The organism is Dongia deserti, assembly GCF_003574735.1.
GTDB classification, from domain to species: domain Bacteria; phylum Pseudomonadota; class Alphaproteobacteria; order Dongiales; family Dongiaceae; genus Dongia_A; species Dongia_A deserti.
On record NZ_QORW01000002.1, the window covers coordinates 52,834 to 76,184 of the forward strand.

Here is a 23,351-nt window from a genome sequence, read left to right on the forward strand (position 1 = left end):
TCAATCCCTCAGGACCTGGGCGGAGTTATCGCCGATCACGATACCCGCCTGGTCACCCTGTACGAAGGTATGTGGGTTCGCCCGGCTGTTCTGCTGGCGGACGATGAATTCGTTGCCGTCCTGGAGCCGGACATGGAAGTGCGTGTCGGTCCCGAAATAGACCACGTTCTCCAACGTGCCCCTGAGCGTCGCCCGGGCGCCGTTGCCGACGATCTGCGCATGCTCGGGCCGCACCACCACGGTCACCTCCTCCTTGGGCGTGAAGCCCTCCGGTAACGTTGCCGTGATCGCGGCGCCGCCGCAGCTGAGGCGCACATTGGCGCTGCCACCGGAGGTTCCGGCCAGTTCGCCCTGCAGGAAGTTGGTCTCGCCGATGAAATTGGCGACGAAACGCTCGGCCGGGTGATCGTAGATGTCGCGCGGCGAGCCGACCTGCAGGATGTGCCCCTTCGACATGACCGCGATGCGGTCCGACATGGTCAGGGCCTCTTCCTGATCATGTGTCACGAAGATGAAGGTGATGCCGGTCTCGTTCTGCAGGCGCTTCAGCTCGATCTGCATGTCCTTGCGCAGCTTGTAGTCGAGTGCGGACAGGGGCTCGTCGAGCAGCAGGACCTTCGGCTGCGGCGCCAGGGCGCGGGCCAGCGCCACACGCTGCTGCTGGCCGCCGGAGATCTGGCCGGTCTTGCGGTTGCGCAGCTCCTCCATCCGCACCAGGCGCAGCATCTCGGTGACGCGCGCGTCGACCTGGGCCCTGGGTTTGCGGAGCATCTCCAGCCCGAAGCCGATGTTCTGGCCGACGGTCATGTGGGGGAACAGCGAGTAGTTCTGGAACACCGTGTTGACCGGTCGCCTGAAGGGCGGCAGCGGCGCGATGTCCTCCCCGTAGAGCAGTATCTCGCCTTCGGTCGGAAAATCGAAGCCGGCGATAAGACGGAGTAAGGTCGTCTTGCCGCAGCCAGAGGGGCCGAGCAGTGTGAAGAATTCGTTCTCGCGGATCGTGACGGAAACGCCATCCAGCGCCCGTACACCCTCTTGGCCCACGCCAAACACTTTGGTGACGTTCTTTGCTTCTACGGCCGCGGCCGAGGCCATCATGTCCCCCGCAAGAATATAGTCTCTGGGTTTTGTTTTTGTCGTTTTAACGCAAAGCCTCGGCACTACTGTGCCGGGCCGGTTCCACGACTGTCAATGCCGGGCGCGTCAAGAAGATACGGCTGACCCAAATGGTTCAGCGGACCCGTTGTGCCAGATCGCTTTCCCGCGCCGGACATATGCCCGAAATCTCCATCACCATCTTCTCGCGCAGGGCACGGGCGAAGTCCGCGCGACTGCTGGCGGCGATCGCAAACGCGCCGAACCCGCCGATAATGGTTCGCTCGTAGGCCTCGACCAGCCAGGGGCGCCCCTCGGGGCCCAGCCTGCCATCCTGCAGGATGGCGAGCGCGTTGATGGTCACACCCTGCGCAACTGCCGCATCGCGCGCCAAGGGCGCAGGAAGATGACTGCGGTTGTCCGGATTGTCTCCGGAGACATCGATCACCCGGCGCGTCGGCCGGCACGGGCAGGTCTCGAACAGCTTGACCGAGAGGTCGATCGCATCGCCGATCGCGTTGTAGCTCTGGATCGAGCGCGGCGCTTCGAGAACGGCATTGCCGAAATCCGAGGCACTTGCCTCGTCGTTGACCACCATCCAGTCGACCACCAGCTGCGCGCCGCCGGGTGAGCCCCATTCGACATAGGCGATGGCGATCCGGCCGTTGCGGCCGGACTTGATGGTCGACAGCACTTCGGGAGCGGCCACCGCGCTGGCGATGCCCTCCTTCTGCAGCTGGAACTCCTCGGTATCGATGCTGCCGGAGGCGTCGACCGTCAGCACGAGGGCGACATCGACCCGCGGCACGTCCGCGCTTTGCGCCAGACAGTCAGCACTCCACAGACAACAGGCCAGCGCCAGAGCAAGACGGATTCCGTGCATTGCGCCCCATCCCTTGCAGATGCGGAATGACCTAGCCGGTTAGTCTGGCCGGAAACCCCGGCGCACGCAAATCGGTTCCGAGCGCATCCTCCAACAGCTTCACGATCTGTGTCGATTGTGCGTCACCGCCATAGGCGGCGCGGCCCTGCTGGAAGATCTCCGCCGTGCGGCGCGCCAGCTCCAGCGGGACGCCGAACTCATCGCTCATGCCCATCGCGAAGCCAAGGTCCTTGCAGGCAAGGTCCATGGTGAAGCCGACATCGTAGCTGCCGTTCAGGATCAGCTGGCTTTCCGTCTCATGCACGAAGCTGTTGCCGGAACTGGCCCGGATCGCATGGAACGCCTGAGCGAGGTCGAGCCCACCTTTCTTCGCCAGCATCAGCGCCTCCCCGGCCGCCACCAGATGGATGAAGGCGAGCATGTTCGTGATCACCTTGATCACCGCCGCCGATCCCAGTGGACCCATGTGGAAGATCGCGCCGCCCATCGCTTCGAGCGCCGGCTTGTGCAGGGTGAACAGCTCCTCGTCGCCGCCGATCAGGATGGTGATATCACCTGCTGCCGCGCGATGCACGCCGCCGGTAACCGGACATTCGAGCACGGCAACACCGCGCGCCTCAGCGAGGTTCGCGAGGCGCAGGATCTCATCGCGACCCAATGTGCTCATTTCGATCCAGGTGCTGCCTCTCTTGAGCCCAGCCAGAATTCCGTCCACACCGGCAAGCACGGCTTCGCTCGCCGCCGGTGACGGCAGGCAGGTAATGACGGCGTCGCATTGTTCAGCGAGCGCTCTTGGATTCGGCGCATAGATAGCGCCTTTCCCGACGAGCGCGTCGGCAGCAGTGCGGCTGCGGTCGTGCACCGTCAGCGCAAAACCATGCCGCAGCAAGCTCGCCGCGAGATGCCCGCCGAGGTGACCCAGACCGATGAAGCCGTACCGCATGCTCACGACACCGGATGATTGGTCATCTCGAGATGCAGCCGGTCGCCCGTGTAGGGGTGCGCGAGTGCGACGTCTTCATTGAGCTCGATGCCAAGACCAGGCTCGCTCGACGGAATAATGTAGCCCTCTTCCCACCGGATCGGCTTCTTCAATAGCTGCGCATGGAAGCCGCCCCAGGTCTGGATGCTCTCGAGGATCAGAAAATTCGGCAGCGAGGCCGCGAACTGGATGTTCGCGGCACCTTCCACCGGGCCGCAATAGAGATGCGGCGCGATCTGCGCGTAGTGCGTCTCGGCCATGGCGGCGATCTTCTTGGCTTCCCAGATACCGCCGACCCGGCCCAGCGCCATCTGCAGGATGGAGGCCGCGCGCAACTCGAGCACGCGGGAGAACTCATACTTGGTGCAGAGCCGCTCGCCGGTCGCGACCGGGATGGAGGTGCCGCGCGCGACCAGCGCCATCTCCTCGGGCATTTCCGGCGGGGTCGGCTCCTCGAACCAAAGCGGATCGTAGGGCTCGATGCGCTTGGCAAGGCGGATGGCGCCGGACGCGGTGAACTGTCCGTGGGTGCCAAACAGCAGATCGGCCTTGCTGCCCACGGTTTCGCGCAGCAGCCGGCAGAACTTCTCCGCGCGGTCCAGCGCTTCCAGCGACGGCTGGCGCGGATCGAACGCGGTGTAGGGCGTGACCGGATCGAACTTCACCGCGGTGAAACCCTGCTTCACGTACTCCGCCGCGCGCTTCGCCGACAGCTCCGCATTGTGATAGAGGCTCTCATCCTCATCGCCCTGCGGATAGATATAGGTATAGCTGCGCAGGCGTTCATGCACGCGGCCACCCAGCAACTCGTAGACAGGCTTATCCGTCGCCTTGCCCAGGATGTCCCACAGCGCGATCTCGATGCCAGACAGCACGCCGATCAGGGATGGATCGGGGCGCTGCGTGTAGCCGCTGCTATAGACCTGGCGCCACAAGCTTTCGATGTGGAACGGGTCCATGCCCGCGACGTAACGGCCAAACACGTCTTCGGTCATCGCCTTGATCACTTGCGGCCCGAACGTCGCACAATAGATCTCGCCGATGCCGGTGATGCCGTCATCCGTCGTCAGCTTCACGAACACGAAATAGCGTCCGCCGAAGCCGGGCGGCGGATTGCCCACGATGAAAACCTGGATGTCCTTGACTTTCATGGCCTGCCAGACGCCCCTCTGAACCGCGCTGTCAGCGACCCTAGGACAAGCCCGACCCTGGTGCAAACCGGCCTTCGGAAACGACGCTAACGGGTCGTGGACAGTCGGTCTCAGGCGAAAAATCCGCCGGAATCGTGCGACGGAGGACCGGTTTCGACCCTTGGGCTGCTGGCAAAGCCGGCACTCGCCCCCTATATGACAGGACCTCGGCCGCGCCGGCTCCCAAGGGCTGGCGCGGCTGCCTTGATATTTAAGGGATGGAGACACACGGAAATGATGGCAGAGCTTTTGACGGGCGAGGCCTTGGCCGCGTTCCTTACGCTGGCCGCGCTCGAGATCGTGCTCGGCATCGACAACCTGATGTTCGTGCAGATCGTCGCCTCGCGCTGCAGGCCGGAGCTGCAGGATTCCGCACGACGCTGGGGGCTGGTGTTCGCGCTGCTGACCCGGCTGGCGCTCTTGTTCTCGATCGCCTGGGTCGCCGGCCTGGTCAGACCGATCGCCGATCTGTGGGGCTATGAGCTTTCCTGGCGCGACATCATCCTGGGCGGCGGTGGCATCTTCCTGCTGGTCAAAGCGACCATGGAGATCCATCACTCGGTCGAAAGCGGCGAGCACGGGGGGGCCGCGCGGCCCCATCTGTCGTTCCTTGCCGCCATCATCCAGATCGCGCTGCTCGACATCGTGTTCTCACTGGACTCGGTCATCACCGCCGTCGGCATGGCCGATCACATCGCCATCATGGTGGCGGCCGTCGTGGCCGCTATGATCGTGATGCTGGTGGCCGCGGCGCCGGTCGGCCGCTTCGTGCACAATCACCCGACGGTCAAGATGCTGTGCCTCTCCTTCCTGCTGTTGATCGGCACGGCACTGATCGCCGAAGCGCTGCACTTCCATATCCCGAAGGGCTACATCTATTTCGCCATCGCCTTCTCGGCTGGCGTCGAAGCGCTCAATATGATGGTGCGCCGCAAACAAGCGCGGAAAGCCGACACTGGAGAGCGGGTGGTCTAGAGGGGTATTTCTGACGCGTCAGTGCACGATCGCAGGCACGCGGTCGGCGGGCGGCGTGTTGCGCGAGCGCTGGCAGCGCACCACTCCGTCGATCACCACCATGCCGATTCCGGGCAGATCGCCCTTGCGCACGGAATCCAGCAGATCCCGGCCGGAGCTGTGCTGCGCCTTGTCCATGAACACGAAATCCGCAGTGCGGCCCGGCTCCAGCAGCCCACAATCGAGATTGCGGATGCGCGCCGTGTTGCCGGTGGCAAAGCAGAACACCTGTTCGGCGGGCAGGTCGCCAAAGCTCGACAGCATGGCGATCACGCGCAGGATGCCGAGCGGCTGAACGCCGGAACCCGCGGGTGAATCCGTGCCGAGGATGACACGGTCGAGCTGGCCCAGCTGCTTTGCGATCTTCACGGCGTGCAGGCCGGCCATCTCGTTGCCGTTGTGCACGATCTCGATGGCACGGCTGCATTGCTCGCACAGGCACTCGATCTGTTTGAGGTCGAGGGCCGTGTGGCCGCCGTTGATGTGGCCGATCACGTCTGCGTCGGCCTCCAGCACTACGTCCTTGTCGATGTAGCCAGAACCCGGAACAGACGGGCCACCGGTATGGATAGTCGACTGGATGCCGTGCTTGCGCGCCCAGGCGACCATGCGCTTGGCTTCGTCGCCCGCCTTCACCGAGCCGAGGCCCACTTCGCCCAGCAACTTGACACCGGCCTTTGCCATTTCGGCAAAGTCGTGCTCCTCCATGCCCTTCTCGATCACCGGCGCACCGGCATGCACCTTCACGCCGCCGGGGCGGAACGCATCGAAGCTGCGCTGCGCGGTGATCGCGAGCGCTTTCAGGCCCACGATGTCTTTGGGCCGGCCGGGCAGATGCACTTCGCCGGCCGAGATCATGGTGGTGACGCCGCCGTTCAGGAACGAGTCGATCCAGCCAAGCTGGCTCTGCCGCGGTGTCCAATCGCCGAACACCGGATGCACGTGGCTGTCGATCAGGCCGGGCGACAAAGCGCAGCCCTTGGCGTCGATCGTGACTTGCGCGCCGGAGGTGTCGAGATCGTGCTCCTTACCCACCGCGACGATGCGGCCCTTGTCCGCGATGATCGCGTCGGCATCGAGGATCGGGCGTTTCAGATCGCCGGACAGCATCAATCCGACATTACGGATCACCATCTTCCCTGCCGATCCGCCGGCTGCCGTCGGTTCCGCCATGATCGCCTCCCTTAGCGCAGTCCGTCTTCGCCCTTGATCTCGTGCTTCTGCAAGCCGCCGACGCGCGGGAACGGCCGGCCGGAATCCGTCACCACGATCGCGACCAGGATCTCGTTGGCGCGCGGTGCATCGGCGATGCGCACCTCCATGCCGTCGAAATGGCTGCGCACGAAGGCGGCGTCCTTGTGACCCAACGGCACGTCGACCGGCGTGCCGATGCCGCCCATCTTCTTGGCGGAGGGGATAAGCGCCGCGCCCTTGCTCAGCACCTCGCGCACCGGCTTGCCGAGCTTCGGATGCAGGATAGCCGCGGCATGCTCGAGTTCCCCACCCTCACCCACGATTGCGGCCTTGCCGTAGCTTTCCGCCTTGCCGCCTTCGATGCCGAGCGCCTCGACCGCCTTCTTGGTGAGATAGCCGCCCAATTCCTCGCCGATATCCATGAGCGGCGTCAGATCGCCGACAAACTTGCCGGCGAATGGATTGGCAATGACGGCGATGGCAGCTGCTTTGCGCGTGACTGGGTTGACGGTCTTGCCGCTCTCGCGATGGGTTTCTTCGACCGTGACAACGATCTTCCTGATGTCGCTTTTCATGATCAGCCTCATCCCATCTTTTGCAGGATTGCCCGTAGGCTTTCGCGCTGAGCGCTTTCGATCGGCTCAAGAGTCTGGTCCGTCACGCGCCCGATGCGCTGCATCGCCTCGGCCAGCAAGCTCTCCCCACCTGGCGTCAGCGCGATGATGCGCGAGCGTTTGTCCAGCGGGTCGGGCTTATAGAGCACAAGATCGCGCTTTTTCAGCCGCGCGACCACGCCGGAGATGGTGGCACGATCCATGCCGGTCAGGCGCCCCAATTCGGTCTGCGAGACCGCCTTCAACTCGTGCAATTTGACCAGCGCCGCGAATTGCATGGAGGTGAGGTCGAGATCGCTCATCACGCCGGCGAAGATCGCCATGTGGCGCTGATAGGCACGGCGCAGCCAATAGCCGACCTGGTCCTCCAGCCGATAGGAATCGGCGGGATCGCTGACTTGAAGCGTGCGCTGCTCCGGCTTCATCTAGCGCTGCCCGTCTTCACCCTTGATCTCGTTGGCTTTGAGGCCGCCGGCGCGGTCATGCACGCGCGCGCCGGTTCCCATCGCCAGGATGTAGATGATCTCGTCCGGTTTCGGCGCGTCGTTGATGCCGACCTCGATCGCATCAAAATGGCTGCGTACATAGGCGGCATTGATGTGATGCAGCGGCACGTCGATGCGCGCACCGGCCGCGCCGACCTTCTTGGTCGATGGGACGATCGCCTTGGTGCCGCCCAGAACCTCGCGCATGGAATAGCCGCCCGGCGCGTGCCACAGAGCGCCATGCTCCAGCTCGCCCGCCAATCCCACGAGCGCCGCCTTGCCGTAGCTCTGCACCGCCTTCGGCCCACCCAACGCCTCGGCCAGCTCGCGGGCCATGCCAATCCCGAGCTGCTCCAGCGGCTTCATGAAGGGCTGGATGTCCTCGACATAGCGGCCGGCGAACGGGTTCTTGATCACCGTCAGGATCGCGCCGCGCAGGCGCGGCTCCTTCAAGGCCGGCCCGCCATCGTGCCAGATCTTGTCAATGATGAGTTGCGACTTGCGGATGCTGATCTCGCCCATACCGATTCCTTTCATGCAGCGCGTGACGGCACCGGCTGGTGCACGGCGCCGACCACACGCACCTGGTCCTGCAGCTGCAGATAAGCCGCGGCGATAAGTCCGCGCGCCTGCAGCTCGGCCGCGCGCCGGGCACCGTTCTCCAGCGCCTGCGCGACCTTCTGCGACGACAGCAGTCCCACCGCGACAGTGACCGGCAGGTCGCCGAGATCGCTATTGTCGCGTACCTCGCGCGCCGGTAGTCGCCCGATCACTGGGTCGTCGACGACCACGTCATTGGCGATCATGGTCGCGGCGGCGTCGGCCATCGCCGTGTTCTGAGCCAGGACGGTAACCGAATCCGCAATGCCCAGCGATTGCGAACGGCCGCGCCAGCCGGAGGTGGCAATGCCGCGCACCGGATCGGTGCTCGCGATCTCGATCGTCGCATCCATCCTGGGCAGCGACAGATCGCCGATCACGCCGGCGCGCACGGATTGCCCATCGGCCAAGTGGATCGCGATGTCACCGCCATTATTGACGATGACGCGCCGCAACGGCGCCGCTTCCACCATCATGTCCAAGACATGGTCCGCCACCGCGCCGGCAACCGCCGCCATCGGCGTGACGAACACGTTGCGATAGGGCCAGACGGCGTCCACCATGCGCCGCGCGATCGGATACATGATCATCGGCTTCACGTCATCGATGGGCGCGCGCAGGATCGCGAGCTTCGCCACGAGTTCCGGCAAGATATTCGGAAACATCGCCGCGGCGACCTGATAGGCGCGACGCACGTCGTGCGCATCGCTATCGGCCGAGATGACGAGGTCGATCGGCCCGTGGTTTAGATGCAGCCGGTTGCCGGGCAGAAGCGAGGCTTGTGCGCTCATTCCGCACCTCTAGGCGGTTTCATCGGCCAGGGATTCTCCGCATGCGGCGCAACCGCCTTCTTGCGCTGCTCCGCCAGCACCTGGTCCACCGGCACGATGTTGGTCACATGCCCGCCCATCAGGCGGTAATCCTCCAGCCGCATGGTGAACTCGATGGGGAAAACGAGCGCCGGTGTCGGCACGTAGCCGGTGGACCTGTCGGGCATGCGCGCCACGTCCACCATCACCGTGATGCCGCCGCCCGGCCATACGTAGGCCGGTGCGCCGCCACAGGTGACGCGGGTCAACTTGTCCTTCACCGACATGGTGAGGCGCACGGGATTCTCCGTGACGCCGGCGCGCAAGCTGCCACCGGCACCGCCCATGAACAGCACCGTGCTGAGCGCCGGCTCGCAATTCTCCGCAATGCGGGCGACCAGCTTGTCGATCTCCGACGGCGGATCAGCGGGGCGCGGCTTCAATTCCTCGTCTAACACGTACCAGGCATAATGCTCGCCGGTGGTCGAGACCATGAACAGGCGCAGGCCCGGCCATGCAGTTTTGGGATCGAATCTTTCGACGATTTCCAGCGGATCCTTAAGATCGGTGCCGCCCCAGCCCAGACCCGGCTTCGCGACCTGGAAATAGCGGCCAGGCGTCGACTTGCGGCCGCGAATCTTGATGCCACTCGGCTTCGCATCGAGCATGCGGCCGGCCTGGTGCTCGGTGAAGATGCCGGTAATGTGCTCATCCACCACCACGACTTCATCGGCCAGGCCAAACCATTGCTTGGCGAAGATGCCGGTGACAGCCGAGCCGCAGCCAACGCGCATGCGCTCTTCGGCGTGGCCGTCGACGATCGGCGGCTGGTTTGCCTGCACCACGATGGTGGAGCCGCCGTCGATCGCCATCTCCACCGCTTCCTTGTTGCACAGCCGCATCAAGGCATCGCAGGTGACATTGCCTTCGGCTTTCGAGCCGCCGGTCAAGTGCCGCACGCCGCCGAGCGACAGCATCTGCGAGCCGTATTCGTGCGTGGTCACGTGGCCGATCTGCTCGCCCTTGACGCGGACCGGCGCCTGCTCCGGACCGACATAGCGGTCCGTGTCGATCTTCACCTTGACGCCGCAATAGCTGAAGATCCCTTCCGTCACGACGGTGACGCAATCGACGCCGTCCACCTGGCTGGAGACGATAAAGGGCGCTGGCTTGTAGTCGGGATAGGTGGTGGTGGCGCCGATGCCGGTCACGAATGCCTCCGGCTGCCGCAGCAACTCGCCGCTCCAGTCGCGTGCGCCTTCGAGGAACCGCACCGCGCCGCGCCCGGATTCGACCGAGCGGTCCAGCAGGACCAACGGGTCGGTGCGCACCAGCTTGCCATCGACATTGCCGTAGCGGTCGCAGGCGCCGAGCTTGCCCGGCCGGATGCGGCACAGGACCGGGCACGCATCACACCGTACGATGCCGTCAGCTTCAGCAGTCGGTGCGACCTCGTTCATCGCGTCCCTTCCTTGGCGCGGATCGCGGCGCGCAGCCGGTGCGGCAGTACCGGAATTTTCGTGACCCGCACGCCGGTGGCACGATAGATGCCACCGAAGATTGCCGGCGCGGTGGAAATCAAGGCCGGCTCGCCGACGCCTTTCGCGCCATACGGTCCATGCTGCGTCGGCGCCTCGATGATCCTGCAGATCATCTCCGGCATGTCGCCAAAGGTCGGGATCAGATAATCGTGCAAATTCTCGGTACGGCCGGGGATGTATTCTTCCATCAGCGCGAGGCCGATGCCCTGTGCCGTGCCGCCATGGATCTGGCCTTCGACCTGCTGCGGATTGACCGCCTTGCCCACATCGTGCGCGGCGGCGATCTTCAGGACCTTGGTCGTGCCGAAATCGAGATCGACCTGCACCAGCGCCACCTGGGTCGCGAAGCCGTAGCAGGCGTACGGCACGCCCTGCCCCTTCTCGTCGAGCATGGTGGTCGGCGGATCGAAGCGGCCATGGCCGGTCAACACGTCGCCATGATTGTCGACCGGCATATTGCGGAGTGCCGCACGGTCCTTCACCTGCGCGAGCTTGGCCTTGAGATCCAGGGCCGCCAGCTCGCACGCCTTGCCGGTGACGAACGTCTGGCGCGAAGCGGAGGTCTTGCCGGCATCGAGGGTCAGCGCCGTGTCGCCCATCACCAGCTTGATGTCGGACGCCGCGATGCCAAGCGTGTCCGCCGCGATCTGGGTCAGGACCGTGTTCGAGCCTTGACCGATATCGACCGCGCCGCAGTAGAGCGTGATGCGGCCATCGGGCGCGATGCCGATCTTCATTTCCGACGGATTGCTGAGCGAGGTATTGCCGATGCCGTACCAGGAGCAGGCAATGCCGACGCCTTGCTGCACGCGCGGCGAGCCTGCGTTGAACACGGCCGCAGCGTTGTTCCACGTGCGCCAATAGGGTTCGACCGCATCGATCGTCTCGACGATACCGACCGAATCGTCGAGCACTTGGCCGGTGATCGTCTTGTCGCCGGCCTTGAGCGCATTCCGACGCCGGAAGTCCAGCCAATCCGTCCCGAGCGCGTCGGCCAGCGTGTCCATCGCCGCCTCGCTGGCGATCGCGCTTTGCGGGACGCCGAACCCGCGGAACGCGCCCGAGGGCGGACAATTGGTGAAGTAGGCCGTGCCGCGCGTCTTGGCATGCGGCACGATATACGGTCCCGGCGCATGGACGGGCACGCGATTGGCGACAGTCGGACCCCAGCTTGCATAGGCGCCAGTATCCAGCTCCGCATGCGACCAGAAGGCGCTGAGCTTGCCGGACGCGTCGCACGCGGCCTTGGCCTTGACGCGCGCCGGGTGGCGCTTGGTCGACGCCGCCATGCTTTCGGGGCGCGTATAGATATAGCCGACCGGCTTGTCGCAGAGCCACGCGGCCAGGGCGACCAGCGGATGGACGTTGAGATCGAGTTTGCCACCGAACCCGCCGCCGACGGCGCTGCTGATCAGGCGGACGGCCTGCTTCGGTAGATTGAGGATCTGCGCCAGATCATCGCGATGCTGGAACGGATTCTGGGTCGAGACATGGACTTCCAGCGTGTCGCCCTTGCGCTCCGCCCAGCCGGCTTCCGGCTCGATATAGGCGTGCTCGACGAAGCTGGTCTCGTATTCGACTTCAGCGACATGCGCGGCACTGCCGAAGACGATCTCGATGTTGCCGCACGTCACACCGCCATCAGCCAGGACGTTCTGATCCCTGCCGGCATGGAGCGGCGATGCAGCCTTGGCCGCATCAACCCCGACGATTGCCGGCAAGGGCTCATAGGTGATCGGCACCTCCTCGTCGCGAATGGCTTCGATCGCTTCGCGCGTGCCGACGAAGGCAACCAGCGGATCGCCGCGATAGCGCGCTAGCCCATCTGCCAGAACCGGCTGATCCTTGATGTTGGGATAGATGCCGTAGGCGTTGAACGGCACGTCGCGCGCCGTCAGCGCCCGCACGAGTCCCGGCCGCGCGGCGACAAACGCCTCCAGATTGCCCGGCGCGAATTTGGCACAAGGATGCGGCGAGCGGATCGCACGGACATAGAGCGCATCAGCCGGAATGCCATCGGCGCCGTAGCGTTCCGTCCCCATGAGTTTCGCCGGCCCATCGACCTTCGCCGCGCGTGCTCCGACATTGCCATCGCGCACAATGTGCGCCGGCCGCGCTACGTCGAGCACTGCCTCCACGATCTTCTGATAACCGGTGCAGCGGCACAGCACGCCCCCCAGCGCATCCTCCACTTCGGAGCGCGAAGGGCTGCTGCTGCGCGTCAGCAGATCGCTCGCGGCCATCAACATGCCGGGCGTGCAGATGCCGCATTGGGCCGCGCCGTGGGCCAGGAAGGAACGCTGCAGGTCGCTGAGCCTCGAGGCTCCGCCCAGTCCTTCGACCGAGGTGATGGCAGCGCCATCGCATTGGCCGACTGGCACCAGGCAGGCGCAGATCTGCGCGCCATCCATCAGGACCGTGCAAGCGCCGCAATCGCCCGCGTTGCAGCCGATCTTGGTGCCCTTGAGCCCGAAATCGTCGCGCAGCACGTCAGCCAGCCGCCGCAAGCCATCGCCCCGATAGGCGCGCGCCGTGCCATTGACGGTCAGCGATACCGTGTCCGGCGAGAACTGAACGGCGCTGACCTCGTTCATGCCGACAGCTCCTCGAGCAGGCGCCTTACCACCGTGAGCGCAGCCTCTTCACGGTATTCCGCGCTGGCCCGCACATCGTCGATCGGCTTGAGCGGTGCGAGATGCTCCGGCTTCACAAGACGCGAGAGGCTCGAGATGGCGACCTCGCCTTTCAGCGCGGCCTCCAGGGCCGGCAGGCGCTGCGCCACCGGAGAACAGGCGCCGACCGCGATGCGCGCCTCGGCGATACGGCTGCCGACCACGTCGAGATAGCCGGCTGCCATGACGATGGAAATGACGAGATACTTGCGCGCGCCGAGCTTGACGAAGCTGCTATGCGCCGCGCCCTTGGGCTTCGGGATGACGACGGCGGAGGCGATCTCGTCCGCGCGCAACGCGATCTGGCGCGGACCACGGATGAACTCCGACAGGGGAAGCACGCGCTTCCCGGCGCGGCTCAGCAACTCGATCTCCGCGCCCAGCGCCAGCAGAGCCGGCACGCCGTCCGCCGCCGGCGAGGCGTTGCACAGGTTGCCGCCGATGGTGCCGCGGTTCTGGATCTGCCGACCGCCGACCTCGCGCGCGACTGCCTGCAGGCAATAGAACTGCGCCGGCAAAGGGGCCTCGGCGATCTCGGTCCAGCTGGTCAGGGCGCCGATTCGATGGCAGCCCGCTTCGTCCTGGATTCCCCGCAACTCTGCCAGAGCCGTCAGGTCCAAGACGCACGGGACATCACGATCATAAAGCGGCCGACCGACCCGGGCGGGATAGAAGTCCGTGCCGCCAGCGATGATCTGCGCACCGCCGTGGCGGAGAGCCAATGCCTCGTCCAGCAGCCTCGGCCGCGCATAGCGCGGCGGCAATATTTCCGGCCCAGATGGCGTGCGGGATCCCAGCATCCCCGGCTCCCGATCGGTGATCGTTCGTATACGAACGATCTGGCCATTCTGCACCCGTGGCGGCCAGAGTCAACGCTGCAGTGAGGCGGAACGGATCAGCCGATGTGGCTGGAATCGGTCACCGTGATGCCAGCCTTGATCATCTCGCCCCGGGCGGCAGTCAGGCTGCCATTGAGGTCGATCGCCCGGCAGGCATCCTCGAGGACGACCACCGGGAAACCTTCCCGTCTGCCGTCGAGGGCCGACCATGCGACGCAGAAATCCGTGGCTAACCCGCACATGAAGAGGCGTTTCAGGCCACGGTCCCGGAGATATCCACAGAGGCCGGTCTTTGTCGTGCGGTCGTTCTCGTAGAACGCCGAATAGGAGTCGATCTCCTTCCGAAAACCCTTGCGTAGAACCAACTCGCTCGGCCGGATCGCGAGATCGCGGTGGAACTCCGCCCCCTTTGTCCCCTGCACGCAGTGATCCGGCCACAGGGTCTGCTCGCCATAGGACAGTTTAACGTTGGTGAAAGGCTTGCCCTTGTGAGTGGAGGCGAACGAGGAATGGCTGCGCGGGTGCCAGTCCTGGGTCAGGATCACATGGTCGAACCGGTCGATCAGTCGATTGACCAGCGGCACGATCTCGTCGCCTTTGGGGACGGCGAGCGCGCCGCCCGGGCAGAAATCGTTCTGCACATCGATGACGATCAGCGCATCTTCCACCGTCGGCGTGACTTTCCCGGCCATGGCCGTCCTCTCCCACTTTTGTGGGAACTATAGGAGGGCACCGGGAGGGGCGCAACGCGCCCCCGGAGTCAGCTTGCGTGCAGCCGCTCGGCGTGCCAACGGACGTGTTCGGCCATGAAGGTCGAGATGAAGTAGTAGGAGTGATCGTACCCCGCCTGCATGCGCAGGGTCAGCGGGACGCGCCGTGCCTTGCAGGCCTCGGCGAACAGTTCCGGACGCAGCTGCTGGGCCAAGAACTCGTCGGCATCACCCTGGTCGATCAGGATGTCGCGCGACCAGCCGCGGCTCGCCATCAGGGCGCAGGAATCATAGTCCGCCCAAGTCTTCTGATCCGGTCCCAGATAGGCCTGGAAAGCCTTCTGGCCCCAGGGCACCTGGCTCGGCGCAACGATCGGCGAGAAAGCGGAGACCGACTTGAACCGATCCGGGTTTTTCATCGCAATGGTAAGCGCGCCGTGCCCGCCCATGGAATGGCCGGTGATGCCGAAGCGCGCGAAGTTGACCGGAAAGGCCCGCGCGACCAGTTCCGTCAACTCCTGCACGACGTAATCGTACATCTTGAAATGCTTGGACCAGGGCGCCTGCGTCGCATTGAGATAGAATCCCGCGCCTTTGCCGAGATCATAGCCCGAATCGTCCGCAACATCGTCGCCGCGTGGGCTGGTGTCCGGCGCGACGATCACCATGCCGTGCTCCGCCGCGGCGTGCTGGAAGCCGGCCTTGGTCGTGACGTTCTCCCACGTGCAGGTGAGGCCGGACAGATAGAACAGCACCGGCCAGGGCTGTTTCGCGGCCTGCGGCGGCACATAGACCGCGAATTCCATGCGCGTGCCGGTCGCCTTGCTGTCATGCGCGAACACGAGCTGGTCCCCGCCGAAACTCTTCCAGCGCTTGATCGGCGACAAGCCAGCTTGCACCCAGGGTTCCGTGGCCATCCAATCCTCCGCCATTTCGAAAATACCATGCATCCGCAGAAACAAGAGCGGCGGAGCCTTGCTAGCTCCGCCGCCAGGGGCAGACAGGCTGAGGTTAATAAACGACGACGCTGCGGATCGACTTGCCCTGATGCATCAGGTCGAAGCCCTGGTTGATGTCCTTCAGCGCCAGTTTATGGGTGATCAGATCGTCGATATTGATCTTCTTCTCCATATACCAGTCGACGATCTTCGGCACGTCGGTGCGGCCACGCGCGCCGCCGAACGCCGTGCCCTTCCAGACGCGGCCGGTCACCAGCTGGAAGGGACGGGTGGAGATTTCCTGGCCCGCGCCCGCAACGCCGATGATGACCGAAACGCCCCAGCCCTTGTGGCAGCACTCGAGGGCCTGCCGCATGACCTTGACGTTGCCGATGCACTCGAAGCTGTAATCGGCACCACCCTTGGTCAGGTTCACCAGGTACGGGACGATGTCGCCTTCGACCTCTTTCGGATTGACGAAATGGGTCATGCCGAACTTGGTCGCCAATTCCTTGCGCGCCGGGTTGACGTCAACACCGACGATCATGTTGGCGCCGGCCAGGCGCGCGCCCTGGATCACGTTGAGGCCGATCCCGCCAAGGCCGAACACCACGACGTTCGCGCCGGGCTCCACCTTGGCGGTGTTGATCACGGCGCCGATGCCGGTGGTCACGCCGCAGCCGATGTAGCAGACCTTATCGAACGGTGCGTCTTCGCGGATCTTCGCGAGCGCGATCTCCGGCAGCACGGTGTAGTTCGAGAACGTCGAGCAGCCCATGTAGTGGTAGAGCTTCTTGCCGCCCATGGAGAAGCGGCTGGTACCGTCCGGCATCAGGCCCTGGCCCTGGGTGGCGCGGATCGCTTGGCAGAGATTGGTCTTCTGGCTCAGGCAGTATTCGCATTGCCGGCATTCCGGCGTGTAGAGCGGGATGACGTGGTCGCCCTTTTTCAGGCTGGTGACGCTCGGTCCCACATCGACAACGATGCCGGCGCCTTCGTGGCCCAGGATGGTCGGGAACAGGCCTTCCGGGTCCGCGCCCGACAGCGTGAATTCATCGGTGTGACAGATGCCGGTCGCCTTGACTTCGACCAGCACTTCGCCGGCCTTCGGGCCTTCCAGATCGACTTCTTCGATCTCCAGCGGCTTTCCGGCGGCAACGGCTACGGCAGCGCGGGCTTTCATGGTTCCAACTCCTCCTCGATCTCAATTCGTACGTAGCCGAGAGGCAGGCTGTCACCTGCCCCTCGACTGCAACCCCAGTCGCCGGTTAATAGGGCTAGGCCGCCAGCTTGCCGGACTGCTTCGCAACGTGCGTCGCAATCGCGTCCATCAGCGCCGGTGACAAGCAGTCATACGGCTCCAGCCCCAGCTCACGGAGCCGCGCCCGGACCGCACCCATCTCGCTCGGCTTCGCGCCCGATTCGATGATCGAGGACACGAACGCGGCGAATTGCGGCTCCTGCCAACCTTCGTCCTTCGACAGCTCGGTATGGACGAAATCGAGCCCATAGAACGGATGGTTCTTGTTCTCGATCCGGCCGAACATATGGACGCCGCAGCCGGTGCAGGCATACCGCTGGATCGTGGCGCTCGGATCGACGATCTTCAGCTTGTGCTCATTCTTCGTGACCGCCACCTTGTCGCGCGGCACGACCGCGACGACCGAGAACAGAGCGCCCTCGGGCTTCCAGCACTTCGTGCAACCACAGGCGTGGTTGTGTGCGGTCTGCGAACTCAAGCGAACCTCGACCGGGTCGCTCGCGCACCTGCAGGTCAAGGATCCGCCGGCAAAGTCGGCTTTCCCCTTCTTGATTCCGCTATCCACTGATGGATGAATTTTGACTGCCATTTCATCGTCCTCCCGTTTTGCCTGGAACGAGCCTCGTGAAGCGAGGCGATCTTAAAAGTACTCAGATCCCTAAGGCGTGTTGTGCCGGCGCAGCTTGGTCACCCCTGCAACCCTCGGAAAGGTTTCGCAGCCCGTCATCACTTCTTAACGACTAAGAGTGCGCCAAACCGCGGTAGCCTGGATATTGTCCTTAGGTAGCATTGGAGGGTCGAAACCGGCTGAGGTTTTTTCGAGGAGAAGATTAGAACAGTTTGAACAGTTCACGCCAGGACCATTTCAGTCCGCCGCGAACCAAGCCGCTACCTTTTGCCCTGGCCAACGCAGATCAGCAAGGCAGTCGCATCGTCGCGACACTTGAGCCGTGGATAAGCGGCGCTTAACGGGTCGCCCGCCTCAATGGCGCGCAATTGTTCGAGCAGCGCGTCCGCTCCCCGCGCGCGGGTATGGCGAACCAATTCGGCGTCGGTCATCGCACCGTAATGATCGACTAAGCGATAGTAGCCATCGCTGGCCAGCAGCACGCTGCGCAGCGCCTGCAAGGGTATGCGATTCACATGCACCATCGCGATGCAGTCTTGTTCCGCTGCCAGGACGCCATACCCATCATTGCGATTGCGACGCCGGCGCTGCGCGCGCAGCATGGGCGTCATCCTTTCAAAGAGCCGTCGCCGATCGGTCATGCCGGCCGCGCGCAAGTCTAAAATTGCGCGCCTGGTTTCTGCCTCGATCTGATCCAGCACCGGATGGTCCATGACGCTGACGGCACCGTCCGCTCCTTCGAGCAGCACCAGGCAGTCGCCAAGGCGCGCGATCTCAATGTCTGCGCCGAGAAGGCGCACCAGAGCGAAGCTCGCCGCCGGCGTTTCCCAACCGTCCGCGCCGCGTGGGTCTATCCACGATTCGGCTTGGCGCCGCTCCATCTCGTGAACCAAGGCGCCAACCAGCTCGCCAATCGGCATGTCCGGCGATTGCGACAGCAAAGTCGGCAGCGCCTTCTGGACCTGCGCAACGAACCAGGCCGCATCGCTCGGACCGGGCAGCAGGGCGCGGTCGTTGATGCCCGTCACGCCATCCAGAACCCACGCCGCCCGCGGCGCCTCGGGCGGCCACAGGCCATAGCCGTCTTCATTGGTTTTCGAACCGGCTTCGGTGGCGGCGGTCAGCAGCGTGAAGGCGGAAATCATGCGGAAATTCGCGTTGCTATTACTAAGGAAGTCGGGTCAATGATCGGACATGCACGCTCGATCGACATAAGGGCTTTTTCATGACCGGACTGATCTCGGAAATCTGCATTGATTCGGTGGATGGCGCCATCGCGGCGGCTGAGGCCGGCGCCGATCGCGTCGAACTCTGCGCCAATCTGCTGGAAGGCGGCACGACGCCCAGCCTCGGCCTGCTGGAAACCGCGATCGCGCACACCAAGCTGCCGGTGCAGGTGATGATCCGGCCGCGCGGCGGTGACTTCCTCTATTCGGACATCGAGATCGGGATCATGTTGCGCGACATCGCCGCAGCCAAGGCGGCCCGGGCTGGTGGGGTGGTATTCGGCTGCCTGACGGCGGACGGGCGCGTGGATGCCAAGCTGAGCGAAAGACTGATCGCGGCGGCGCGGCCGCTTTCCGTCACCTTTCATCGTGCTTTCGACGCGGCGCGGGATCCGATCGAGGCGCTGCAGACGCTGATCGGCCTGGGTGTCGATCGCCTGCTCACCTCCGGCCAGGAACCGAGCGCGCTGGAAGGCGCTCCGCTGATCCGGCGTTTGATCGAGCTGGCGGCGGGGCGCCTGATCGTCATGCCGGGCGGCGGCATCACCGCACGCAACGTCGCGCGCATCGTGCACGAAACCGGCGCCAGCGAGATTCACTTCGCGGCCTTGAGCGAAGCACCGAGCGGCATGCATCACCGCAACCCGCACGTCTTCATGGGCGGCGAATTGCGGCCGGCCGAATATGCGCGGCTGGTCACTACCAAGGACGGCATACGGTCCGTCCTCGACGCCGCGCATTAGGCGTCGAGGCGCACGCCAGCGCGCCAGATCGCCTTGGCCTTCAGATCGTCGTCGATGTGGACAAGGTCGGCGCGCGCGCCCGCGGCGATGCCTCCGAGCTCCGGCCGCTTCAGGAACTCCGCCGGATAGGTTGACGCCATGCGCAAAGCTTCGCCCAGTTCGACCCCTACCTGCTTCACCAGGTAGCGCACGCCCGACATCATATCGAGGTCCGAGCCGGCCAGGGTTCCGTCTTCCAGTTCCAGCGCGCCGTTCCGGCGCCAGACGGTGCGGCCGTTGAGCGTGATGGTCTGCTGACCTGAACCGACTGTGGACATGGCGTCCGTCACCAGGAAGATGCGGCCCGGCTGCCGCTTGGCGCGGAGCGCGATCCCGATGGCCGCCGGATGCACGTGGTGTCCGTCCGCGATCAGCCCGCACCACAATTCACCGGAATCGAGTGCGCCGCCCACCACACCTGGGGCGCGATGGGTCATCGGCGACATGGCATTGAAAATATGCGTGACGCCGCGCGCGCCCGCATCGACCGCCGTCAGGATCTGGTCATAAGTGGCATTGGAGTGGCCGAGGCTGACAATCGCGCCACCATCGACGAGGCGGCGGATGATCGCCGGCGCGATCCGCTCCGGCGAGACGGTGATGAGCAGCGTCTCGATGCCGAGGGACAGGATCTCATCGACATCGGCATCAGTCATGGTGCGAATGAGGCTCGCGTCATGCGCGCCGCGCCGCTCCGGTGAGAGGAACGGCCCTTCCAGGTGCAAGCCGAGGCAACCGAGCGTTCCATTCGCGATGGCCTGCTTGACGGAAGCAACCGCCTTCGCCGTGATTGCTGGCGAATCGGTGATCAAGGTCGGCAGCAGCGCCGTCGTGCCGAACCGTCCGTGCGCATCGCAGATCGTGCGCACACCATCCGCCGTCGGTGCGTCGTTCAGCAGGACTCCGCCGCCGCCGTTCGCCTGGGCATCGATGAAGCCGGGCGCCAGCACACCGCCCGGCAAGCGCTGGACCGGCAGATCGCCTGGTAGGACGGATTCCTGCACGACATCGAGAATGCGCGCGCCGTCGACGACTACCGCATGAAGCGGCCGACGCTTGGTGCCATCGAAAATTTCCGCGCCTGCGATCGCGAACCGGGTCATAGGGTTTCCGTGACTTTCTTGAGGAGAGGCGGCGTGTCGGGATCGAAACCGCGCGCCCGCGCGATGCGATCGACCGTCGCGTAGCACGAGACCATTGCGGAAATGAGCTCGGTCGCTGGATGGTTGGAGGATGCGACAGGCAAATGTGTGAAGTCCTTCGCGCTGCCGTTGGCGGCGCCGGCCACGAAAACCTGTGCACCTGCATTGGCGAGCCGGGCGGCACAGTGATCGAGCGAATCGCCTGCCGCGTCGCGCTGGCGGAACAGTAGCACTGGGAATCCCTTCTGCACGATCTGGATCGGCCCATGCAGCACTTCTGCCGCGCTGTACGGCTCGGCGTGCAAGGACGCCGTCTCCTTCAATTTCAGCGCGGCTTCCATCGCGATCGGATAGCCGACGCCGCGTCCGATGATCAGGGCAGAGCGCGTAGCCACGAGCGGCGCCACCATCTCCGACCAATCGGCAGCGACGGCAGCGCGCAGCGCACCCGGCAATTCGGCAAGCGCACTGTTGAGCACGCCATCCCGCGACCAATCCGCCAGCAGCGCCAGGCCGGCTGCCATCGACGCGATGCAGGACTTGGTTGCCGCGACGCTCTTCTCAGGGCCGGCCTGCAGCGGAATCGTGAGATCGGCTACCTCCGCCGCCGGTGACGCAGCGTCGTTCACGAAGGCAATGATCTTCGCGCCGCCTTGTTGTGCCGCCTTGGCCATCGCCAGCAGATCCGGACTGCGGCCCGATTGCGAGATCAACAGCATGGCCGTGCCACTCAGGCGCAGCGGTGTCTGATAGACCGAAGCGATCGATGGCCCGATCGGCACGACCGGCAGTCCAATCTGTGTCTCTGTCGCGTATTTGAAAAACGCCGCGGCGTGGTTCGAGGAGCCACGGGCACAAATCGCAACCAGCCGCGGATCGAGATCGCGCAAGAGCTTGCCTGCGGCGCGGATCGCATTGCCCGACTGGTCGAGCAGCCGCGCGACAGCGTCGCCGGACTCCGCCGTCTCGCGCGCCATCCAGCTCGCGGAATTCGCGGCGTTCACGACTGGCCCCCGCTGTTCATCTGTTCGGTCGTCAGCTCGACCACGAAATCATAAGTGTCGCCGCGGTAGTGCGATTTGGTGAATTCCACCGGCCGGCCATCCTTCAGGTAAGAGATACGTTCGATATAGAGCGCCGGCGCACCCGGCTCGACGCCGAGCACCTGCGCATCCTCCGCGCTCAGGCTCTCGGCCGACAGGCGTTGCAGAGCGCGGACGGGCCGGATGCCTGCGGCCTCCAGCGCGACGTAGAGCGAGCTGCCGATCGCTTCCGGGTTCGGCAATAGCCGCGCCGCCACCACCGCCTGCTCGAGCGCCATCGGTTGATCGTCCGCCAGGCGCAGGCGGCGCAGGCGCACCACGCGCTCGCCGGTCGAAAGGCCCAGCACCATTGCCTCTTCCGGCGTCGGCGGTGCAACGGCCTTCAGCAGCCAGCGCACACTCGGCGTCAGGCCGCGCGCCAGCATGTCCTCCGTGAACGAGGTGAGGCGCGACAGCCTCTGTTCCACGCGCGTTGCGCCGCTGGTGACGAAGGTGCCGGAGCCGCGCCGCTGGGTGAGCACGCCTGCCTCCACCAGATCGGTCAGCGCCTTGCGCACGGTGACGCGCGAGATGTCCAGCATGCTCGCGATCTCGCGCTCCGACGGCAGCGCATCGTTGGCCCGCAGCCTGCCATCGTGGATCGCGCCCTGGATCAGCGCCTTGAGACGCAGATAGAGCGGCCCCGCGGCGGCATCGCCGAAGCCGCCCGGCGTGAAGACGGCATGCGTATCGGTCATGACCGCACCTCCGCGCTTGGGGCGCAGCGGCCGCCGGCGAGCAGGATCGCGCCGTCCAGGGGATCATGGCGTGGCGCGGTCAAGTAAGACTCGAACCGCGCGGGGAGATAGGGCCGATAGGCATTGCCGATGCTGCCGAGAAGGCAGATGCGTACGATACCGAGCTTCACGATGTGGTCCAGCGCCAGCGTGACTCCGGTCTGGCCGCGCTCGATGATGAAGCGCGCGATCGGGTCCGCCTGCTCCGCATGCTGGAAGAGTAGGGGCGCCAAGGCACCGTAATCGCGAGGCTTCGCGTCCTCGACAAAGTGCTGCAGCTTTTCGACCGAATGATCGAAGCGCGCCCATACCGCGTCGGTGAAGGGCGTCGATTCGATCAGGCCGTCGCGCGCATAGAGCGAGCGGCGAAGCGCCTCGCGCCCGAGATCGGCGCCGCTGCCCTGGTCCGACAGCATGAAGCCCCAACCGCCGAAGGTCTGCAGCTTGCCGCCGATGGAAACGACGTAAACCGCGCCGGTCCCAATCGAGGCGATCGCGCCGTCCTCTCCGGCATGGGCGCCGACGCAGGCGATGATTCCGTCGTGCTCGATGCGCAGCATCTGGAACGGCCAGGTGTGGGCCAGCACGCGCTCGGTTGCGCCCGCCATGTTGGCGCCGGCGAGGCCAAAGCAGGCGGAGCATTGCGAGAGACGCGCGGCGGGCAGCCCGCCTTTCACGAACGCAGCTTCCGAGACCTTGGCGATCGTGGCCATCGCTTCGATCGGGTCGGTGGCAATATTGGATGGGCCGCCCGTCGCCTCCCCGATCAGGCGACCGTCGGCGTCGCGCACCCGCGCGCGGCAATTGGTGCCGCCACCATCGATCCCGAGGAAATACGCCGCTGTCACAGCCCAGCTCGCCGACCTTCGTAGAAGAGGAGTAATGCCAATTAGCTACCAATATATGACCGTGCGCACGGGAACGCCA

General features: G+C 64.9%; 23 protein-coding genes. 2 read left to right on the forward strand and 21 right to left on the reverse strand.

All coding sequences use genetic code 11. From position 1 onward, the window contains the following. The 4 genes from DTX69_RS03265 to DTX69_RS03280 form a co-directional block, all read right to left on the reverse strand. Nucleotides 1–1,098, reverse strand: a complete 1,098-nt coding sequence (locus tag DTX69_RS03265; RefSeq protein ID WP_284735521.1) for an ABC transporter ATP-binding protein — start codon at nucleotides 1,096–1,098, stop codon at nucleotides 1–3. A gap of 133 nt (nucleotides 1,099–1,231) precedes the next feature. After that, complete coding sequence (locus DTX69_RS03270) at nucleotides 1,232–1,978, reverse strand: DUF1194 domain-containing protein (RefSeq protein ID WP_119300082.1); 747 nt, start codon at nucleotides 1,976–1,978, stop codon at nucleotides 1,232–1,234. A gap of 31 nt (nucleotides 1,979–2,009) precedes the next feature. After that, a complete protein-coding gene (locus DTX69_RS03275; RefSeq protein WP_284735522.1) occupies nucleotides 2,010–2,921 on the reverse strand; it encodes an NAD(P)-dependent oxidoreductase in 912 nt (303 codons plus the stop codon). Nucleotides 2,922–2,923: 2 nt separating this feature from the next. Further along, nucleotides 2,924–4,111 carry a mandelate racemase/muconate lactonizing enzyme family protein gene (locus DTX69_RS03280; protein WP_119300084.1) on the reverse strand — a complete coding sequence of 396 codons (1,188 nt, stop codon included), beginning with the start codon at nucleotides 4,109–4,111 and terminating at the stop codon, nucleotides 2,924–2,926. Between the two features lie 273 nt (nucleotides 4,112–4,384). On the opposite strand from DTX69_RS03280, the gene DTX69_RS03285 reads away from it, so the two are divergent. Continuing rightward, nucleotides 4,385–5,125, forward strand: a complete 741-nt coding sequence (locus DTX69_RS03285; RefSeq protein WP_322090875.1) for a TerC family protein — start codon at nucleotides 4,385–4,387, stop codon at nucleotides 5,123–5,125. An 18-nt stretch (nucleotides 5,126–5,143) separates the two neighbouring features. Here DTX69_RS03285 and DTX69_RS03290 read toward each other — a convergent pair whose 3' ends face one another. The 13 genes from DTX69_RS03290 to DTX69_RS03350 all read right to left on the reverse strand — a co-directional run bounded on the left by DTX69_RS03290 (nucleotide 5,144) and on the right by DTX69_RS03350 (nucleotide 18,600). Next, nucleotides 5,144–6,337: an amidohydrolase family protein gene (locus DTX69_RS03290; RefSeq protein WP_119300085.1), complete on the reverse strand. Its 1,194-nt coding sequence runs from the start codon at nucleotides 6,335–6,337 to the stop codon at nucleotides 5,144–5,146. A gap of 11 nt (nucleotides 6,338–6,348) precedes the next feature. After that, nucleotides 6,349–6,933 (reverse strand): amino acid synthesis family protein, encoded by a 585-nt coding sequence (locus DTX69_RS03295; RefSeq protein WP_119300423.1) that lies wholly within the window; start codon nucleotides 6,931–6,933, stop codon nucleotides 6,349–6,351. A gap of 8 nt (nucleotides 6,934–6,941) precedes the next feature. Further along, entirely contained in the window at nucleotides 6,942–7,397 is a 456-nt protein-coding gene (locus tag DTX69_RS03300; protein ID WP_119300086.1) for a MarR family winged helix-turn-helix transcriptional regulator, read from the reverse strand. Next, nucleotides 7,398–7,979, reverse strand: coding sequence for an amino acid synthesis family protein (locus tag DTX69_RS03305; RefSeq protein WP_119300087.1), 582 nt, complete (start codon nucleotides 7,977–7,979; stop codon nucleotides 7,398–7,400). Nucleotides 7,980–7,990: 11 nt separating this feature from the next. After that, nucleotides 7,991–8,848, reverse strand: a complete 858-nt coding sequence (locus DTX69_RS03310; RefSeq protein ID WP_119300088.1) for a UPF0280 family protein — start codon at nucleotides 8,846–8,848, stop codon at nucleotides 7,991–7,993. Beyond that, the gene (locus DTX69_RS03315) at nucleotides 8,845–10,326 is read right to left on the reverse strand and encodes a 6-hydroxynicotinate reductase (protein ID WP_119300089.1); all 1,482 of its coding nucleotides are present in this window, start codon (nucleotides 10,324–10,326) and stop codon (nucleotides 8,845–8,847) included. Before DTX69_RS03315 ends, DTX69_RS03310 begins: the two co-directional genes overlap by 4 nt. Then, a complete protein-coding gene (locus DTX69_RS03320) occupies nucleotides 10,323–13,001 on the reverse strand; it encodes a molybdopterin-dependent oxidoreductase (protein ID WP_119300090.1) in 2,679 nt (892 codons plus the stop codon). Before DTX69_RS03320 ends, DTX69_RS03315 begins: the two co-directional genes overlap by 4 nt. Next, nucleotides 12,998–13,879, reverse strand: coding sequence for an FAD binding domain-containing protein (locus tag DTX69_RS03325; RefSeq protein WP_119300091.1), 882 nt, complete (start codon nucleotides 13,877–13,879; stop codon nucleotides 12,998–13,000). Before DTX69_RS03325 ends, DTX69_RS03320 begins: the two co-directional genes overlap by 4 nt. A gap of 95 nt (nucleotides 13,880–13,974) precedes the next feature. Then, on the reverse strand, nucleotides 13,975–14,610 hold the full coding sequence (gene pncA / locus DTX69_RS03330) for a bifunctional nicotinamidase/pyrazinamidase (RefSeq protein WP_119300092.1): 636 nt from the start codon (nucleotides 14,608–14,610) through the stop codon (nucleotides 13,975–13,977). Between the two features lie 68 nt (nucleotides 14,611–14,678). After that, on the reverse strand, nucleotides 14,679–15,545 hold the full coding sequence (gene fghA, locus DTX69_RS03335; protein WP_119300424.1) for an S-formylglutathione hydrolase: 867 nt from the start codon (nucleotides 15,543–15,545) through the stop codon (nucleotides 14,679–14,681). A 94-nt stretch (nucleotides 15,546–15,639) separates the two neighbouring features. Then, nucleotides 15,640–16,749, reverse strand: coding sequence for an S-(hydroxymethyl)glutathione dehydrogenase/class III alcohol dehydrogenase (locus tag DTX69_RS03340; protein ID WP_119300093.1), 1,110 nt, complete (start codon nucleotides 16,747–16,749; stop codon nucleotides 15,640–15,642). A gap of 94 nt (nucleotides 16,750–16,843) precedes the next feature. Continuing rightward, a complete protein-coding gene (gene gfa, locus DTX69_RS03345; protein WP_119300094.1) occupies nucleotides 16,844–17,416 on the reverse strand; it encodes an S-(hydroxymethyl)glutathione synthase in 573 nt (190 codons plus the stop codon). A gap of 299 nt (nucleotides 17,417–17,715) precedes the next feature. Further along, entirely contained in the window at nucleotides 17,716–18,600 is an 885-nt protein-coding gene (locus tag DTX69_RS03350) for a protein phosphatase 2C domain-containing protein (protein WP_119300095.1), read from the reverse strand. A gap of 80 nt (nucleotides 18,601–18,680) precedes the next feature. On the opposite strand from DTX69_RS03350, the gene DTX69_RS03355 reads away from it, so the two are divergent. Further along, nucleotides 18,681–19,424, forward strand: a complete 744-nt coding sequence (locus tag DTX69_RS03355) for a copper homeostasis protein CutC (RefSeq protein ID WP_119300096.1) — start codon at nucleotides 18,681–18,683, stop codon at nucleotides 19,422–19,424. Here the strand turns inward: DTX69_RS03355 and nagA are convergent. Genes nagA through DTX69_RS03375 form a run of 4 tightly spaced genes read right to left on the reverse strand, consistent with a single transcriptional unit; the run spans nucleotide 19,421 to nucleotide 23,272 of the window. After that, on the reverse strand, nucleotides 19,421–20,566 hold the full coding sequence (gene nagA / locus DTX69_RS03360) for an N-acetylglucosamine-6-phosphate deacetylase (protein WP_119300097.1): 1,146 nt from the start codon (nucleotides 20,564–20,566) through the stop codon (nucleotides 19,421–19,423). The two genes, DTX69_RS03355 and nagA, sit on opposite strands and share 4 nt — an antisense overlap. Continuing rightward, on the reverse strand, nucleotides 20,563–21,609 hold the full coding sequence (locus tag DTX69_RS03365) for an SIS domain-containing protein (protein ID WP_284735523.1): 1,047 nt from the start codon (nucleotides 21,607–21,609) through the stop codon (nucleotides 20,563–20,565). The genes nagA and DTX69_RS03365 overlap by 4 nt, the downstream gene beginning before the upstream one ends. Continuing rightward, complete coding sequence (locus DTX69_RS03370; RefSeq protein ID WP_119300098.1) at nucleotides 21,606–22,385, reverse strand: GntR family transcriptional regulator; 780 nt, start codon at nucleotides 22,383–22,385, stop codon at nucleotides 21,606–21,608. The genes DTX69_RS03365 and DTX69_RS03370 overlap by 4 nt, the downstream gene beginning before the upstream one ends. Beyond that, nucleotides 22,382–23,272, reverse strand: a complete 891-nt coding sequence (locus DTX69_RS03375) for a BadF/BadG/BcrA/BcrD ATPase family protein (RefSeq protein ID WP_162916596.1) — start codon at nucleotides 23,270–23,272, stop codon at nucleotides 22,382–22,384. The genes DTX69_RS03370 and DTX69_RS03375 overlap by 4 nt, the downstream gene beginning before the upstream one ends. Nucleotides 23,273–23,351: the final 79 nt, after the last annotated feature.

Bases quoted from the DNA above. Each gene is read 5' to 3' on its own strand.
- DTX69_RS03265 (WP_284735521.1), bottom strand. From the start codon at position 1,098: ATGATGGCCTCGGCCGCGGCCGTAGAAGCAAAGAACGTCACCAAAGTG.
- DTX69_RS03270 (WP_119300082.1), bottom strand. From the start codon at position 1,978: ATGCACGGAATCCGTCTTGCTCTGGCGCTGGCCTGTTGTCTGTGGAGT.
- DTX69_RS03275 (WP_284735522.1), bottom strand. From the start codon at position 2,921: ATGCGGTACGGCTTCATCGGTCTGGGTCACCTCGGCGGGCATCTCGCG.
- DTX69_RS03280 (WP_119300084.1), bottom strand. From the start codon at position 4,111: ATGAAAGTCAAGGACATCCAGGTTTTCATCGTGGGCAATCCGCCGCCC.
- DTX69_RS03285 (WP_322090875.1), top strand. From the start codon at position 4,385: ATGATGGCAGAGCTTTTGACGGGCGAGGCCTTGGCCGCGTTCCTTACG.
- DTX69_RS03290 (WP_119300085.1), bottom strand. From the start codon at position 6,337: ATGGCGGAACCGACGGCAGCCGGCGGATCGGCAGGGAAGATGGTGATC.
- DTX69_RS03295 (WP_119300423.1), bottom strand. From the start codon at position 6,933: ATGAAAAGCGACATCAGGAAGATCGTTGTCACGGTCGAAGAAACCCAT.
- DTX69_RS03300 (WP_119300086.1), bottom strand. From the start codon at position 7,397: ATGAAGCCGGAGCAGCGCACGCTTCAAGTCAGCGATCCCGCCGATTCC.
- DTX69_RS03305 (WP_119300087.1), bottom strand. From the start codon at position 7,979: ATGGGCGAGATCAGCATCCGCAAGTCGCAACTCATCATTGACAAGATC.
- DTX69_RS03310 (WP_119300088.1), bottom strand. From the start codon at position 8,848: ATGAGCGCACAAGCCTCGCTTCTGCCCGGCAACCGGCTGCATCTAAAC.
- DTX69_RS03315 (WP_119300089.1), bottom strand. From the start codon at position 10,326: ATGAACGAGGTCGCACCGACTGCTGAAGCTGACGGCATCGTACGGTGT.
- DTX69_RS03320 (WP_119300090.1), bottom strand. From the start codon at position 13,001: ATGAACGAGGTCAGCGCCGTTCAGTTCTCGCCGGACACGGTATCGCTG.
- DTX69_RS03325 (WP_119300091.1), bottom strand. From the start codon at position 13,879: ATGCTGGGATCCCGCACGCCATCTGGGCCGGAAATATTGCCGCCGCGC.
- pncA (WP_119300092.1), bottom strand. From the start codon at position 14,610: ATGGCCGGGAAAGTCACGCCGACGGTGGAAGATGCGCTGATCGTCATC.
- fghA (WP_119300424.1), bottom strand. From the start codon at position 15,545: ATGGCCACGGAACCCTGGGTGCAAGCTGGCTTGTCGCCGATCAAGCGC.
- DTX69_RS03340 (WP_119300093.1), bottom strand. From the start codon at position 16,749: ATGAAAGCCCGCGCTGCCGTAGCCGTTGCCGCCGGAAAGCCGCTGGAG.
- gfa (WP_119300094.1), bottom strand. From the start codon at position 17,416: ATGGCAGTCAAAATTCATCCATCAGTGGATAGCGGAATCAAGAAGGGG.
- DTX69_RS03350 (WP_119300095.1), bottom strand. From the start codon at position 18,600: ATGATTTCCGCCTTCACGCTGCTGACCGCCGCCACCGAAGCCGGTTCG.
- DTX69_RS03355 (WP_119300096.1), top strand. From the start codon at position 18,681: ATGACCGGACTGATCTCGGAAATCTGCATTGATTCGGTGGATGGCGCC.
- nagA (WP_119300097.1), bottom strand. From the start codon at position 20,566: ATGACCCGGTTCGCGATCGCAGGCGCGGAAATTTTCGATGGCACCAAG.
- DTX69_RS03370 (WP_119300098.1), bottom strand. From the start codon at position 22,385: ATGACCGATACGCATGCCGTCTTCACGCCGGGCGGCTTCGGCGATGCC.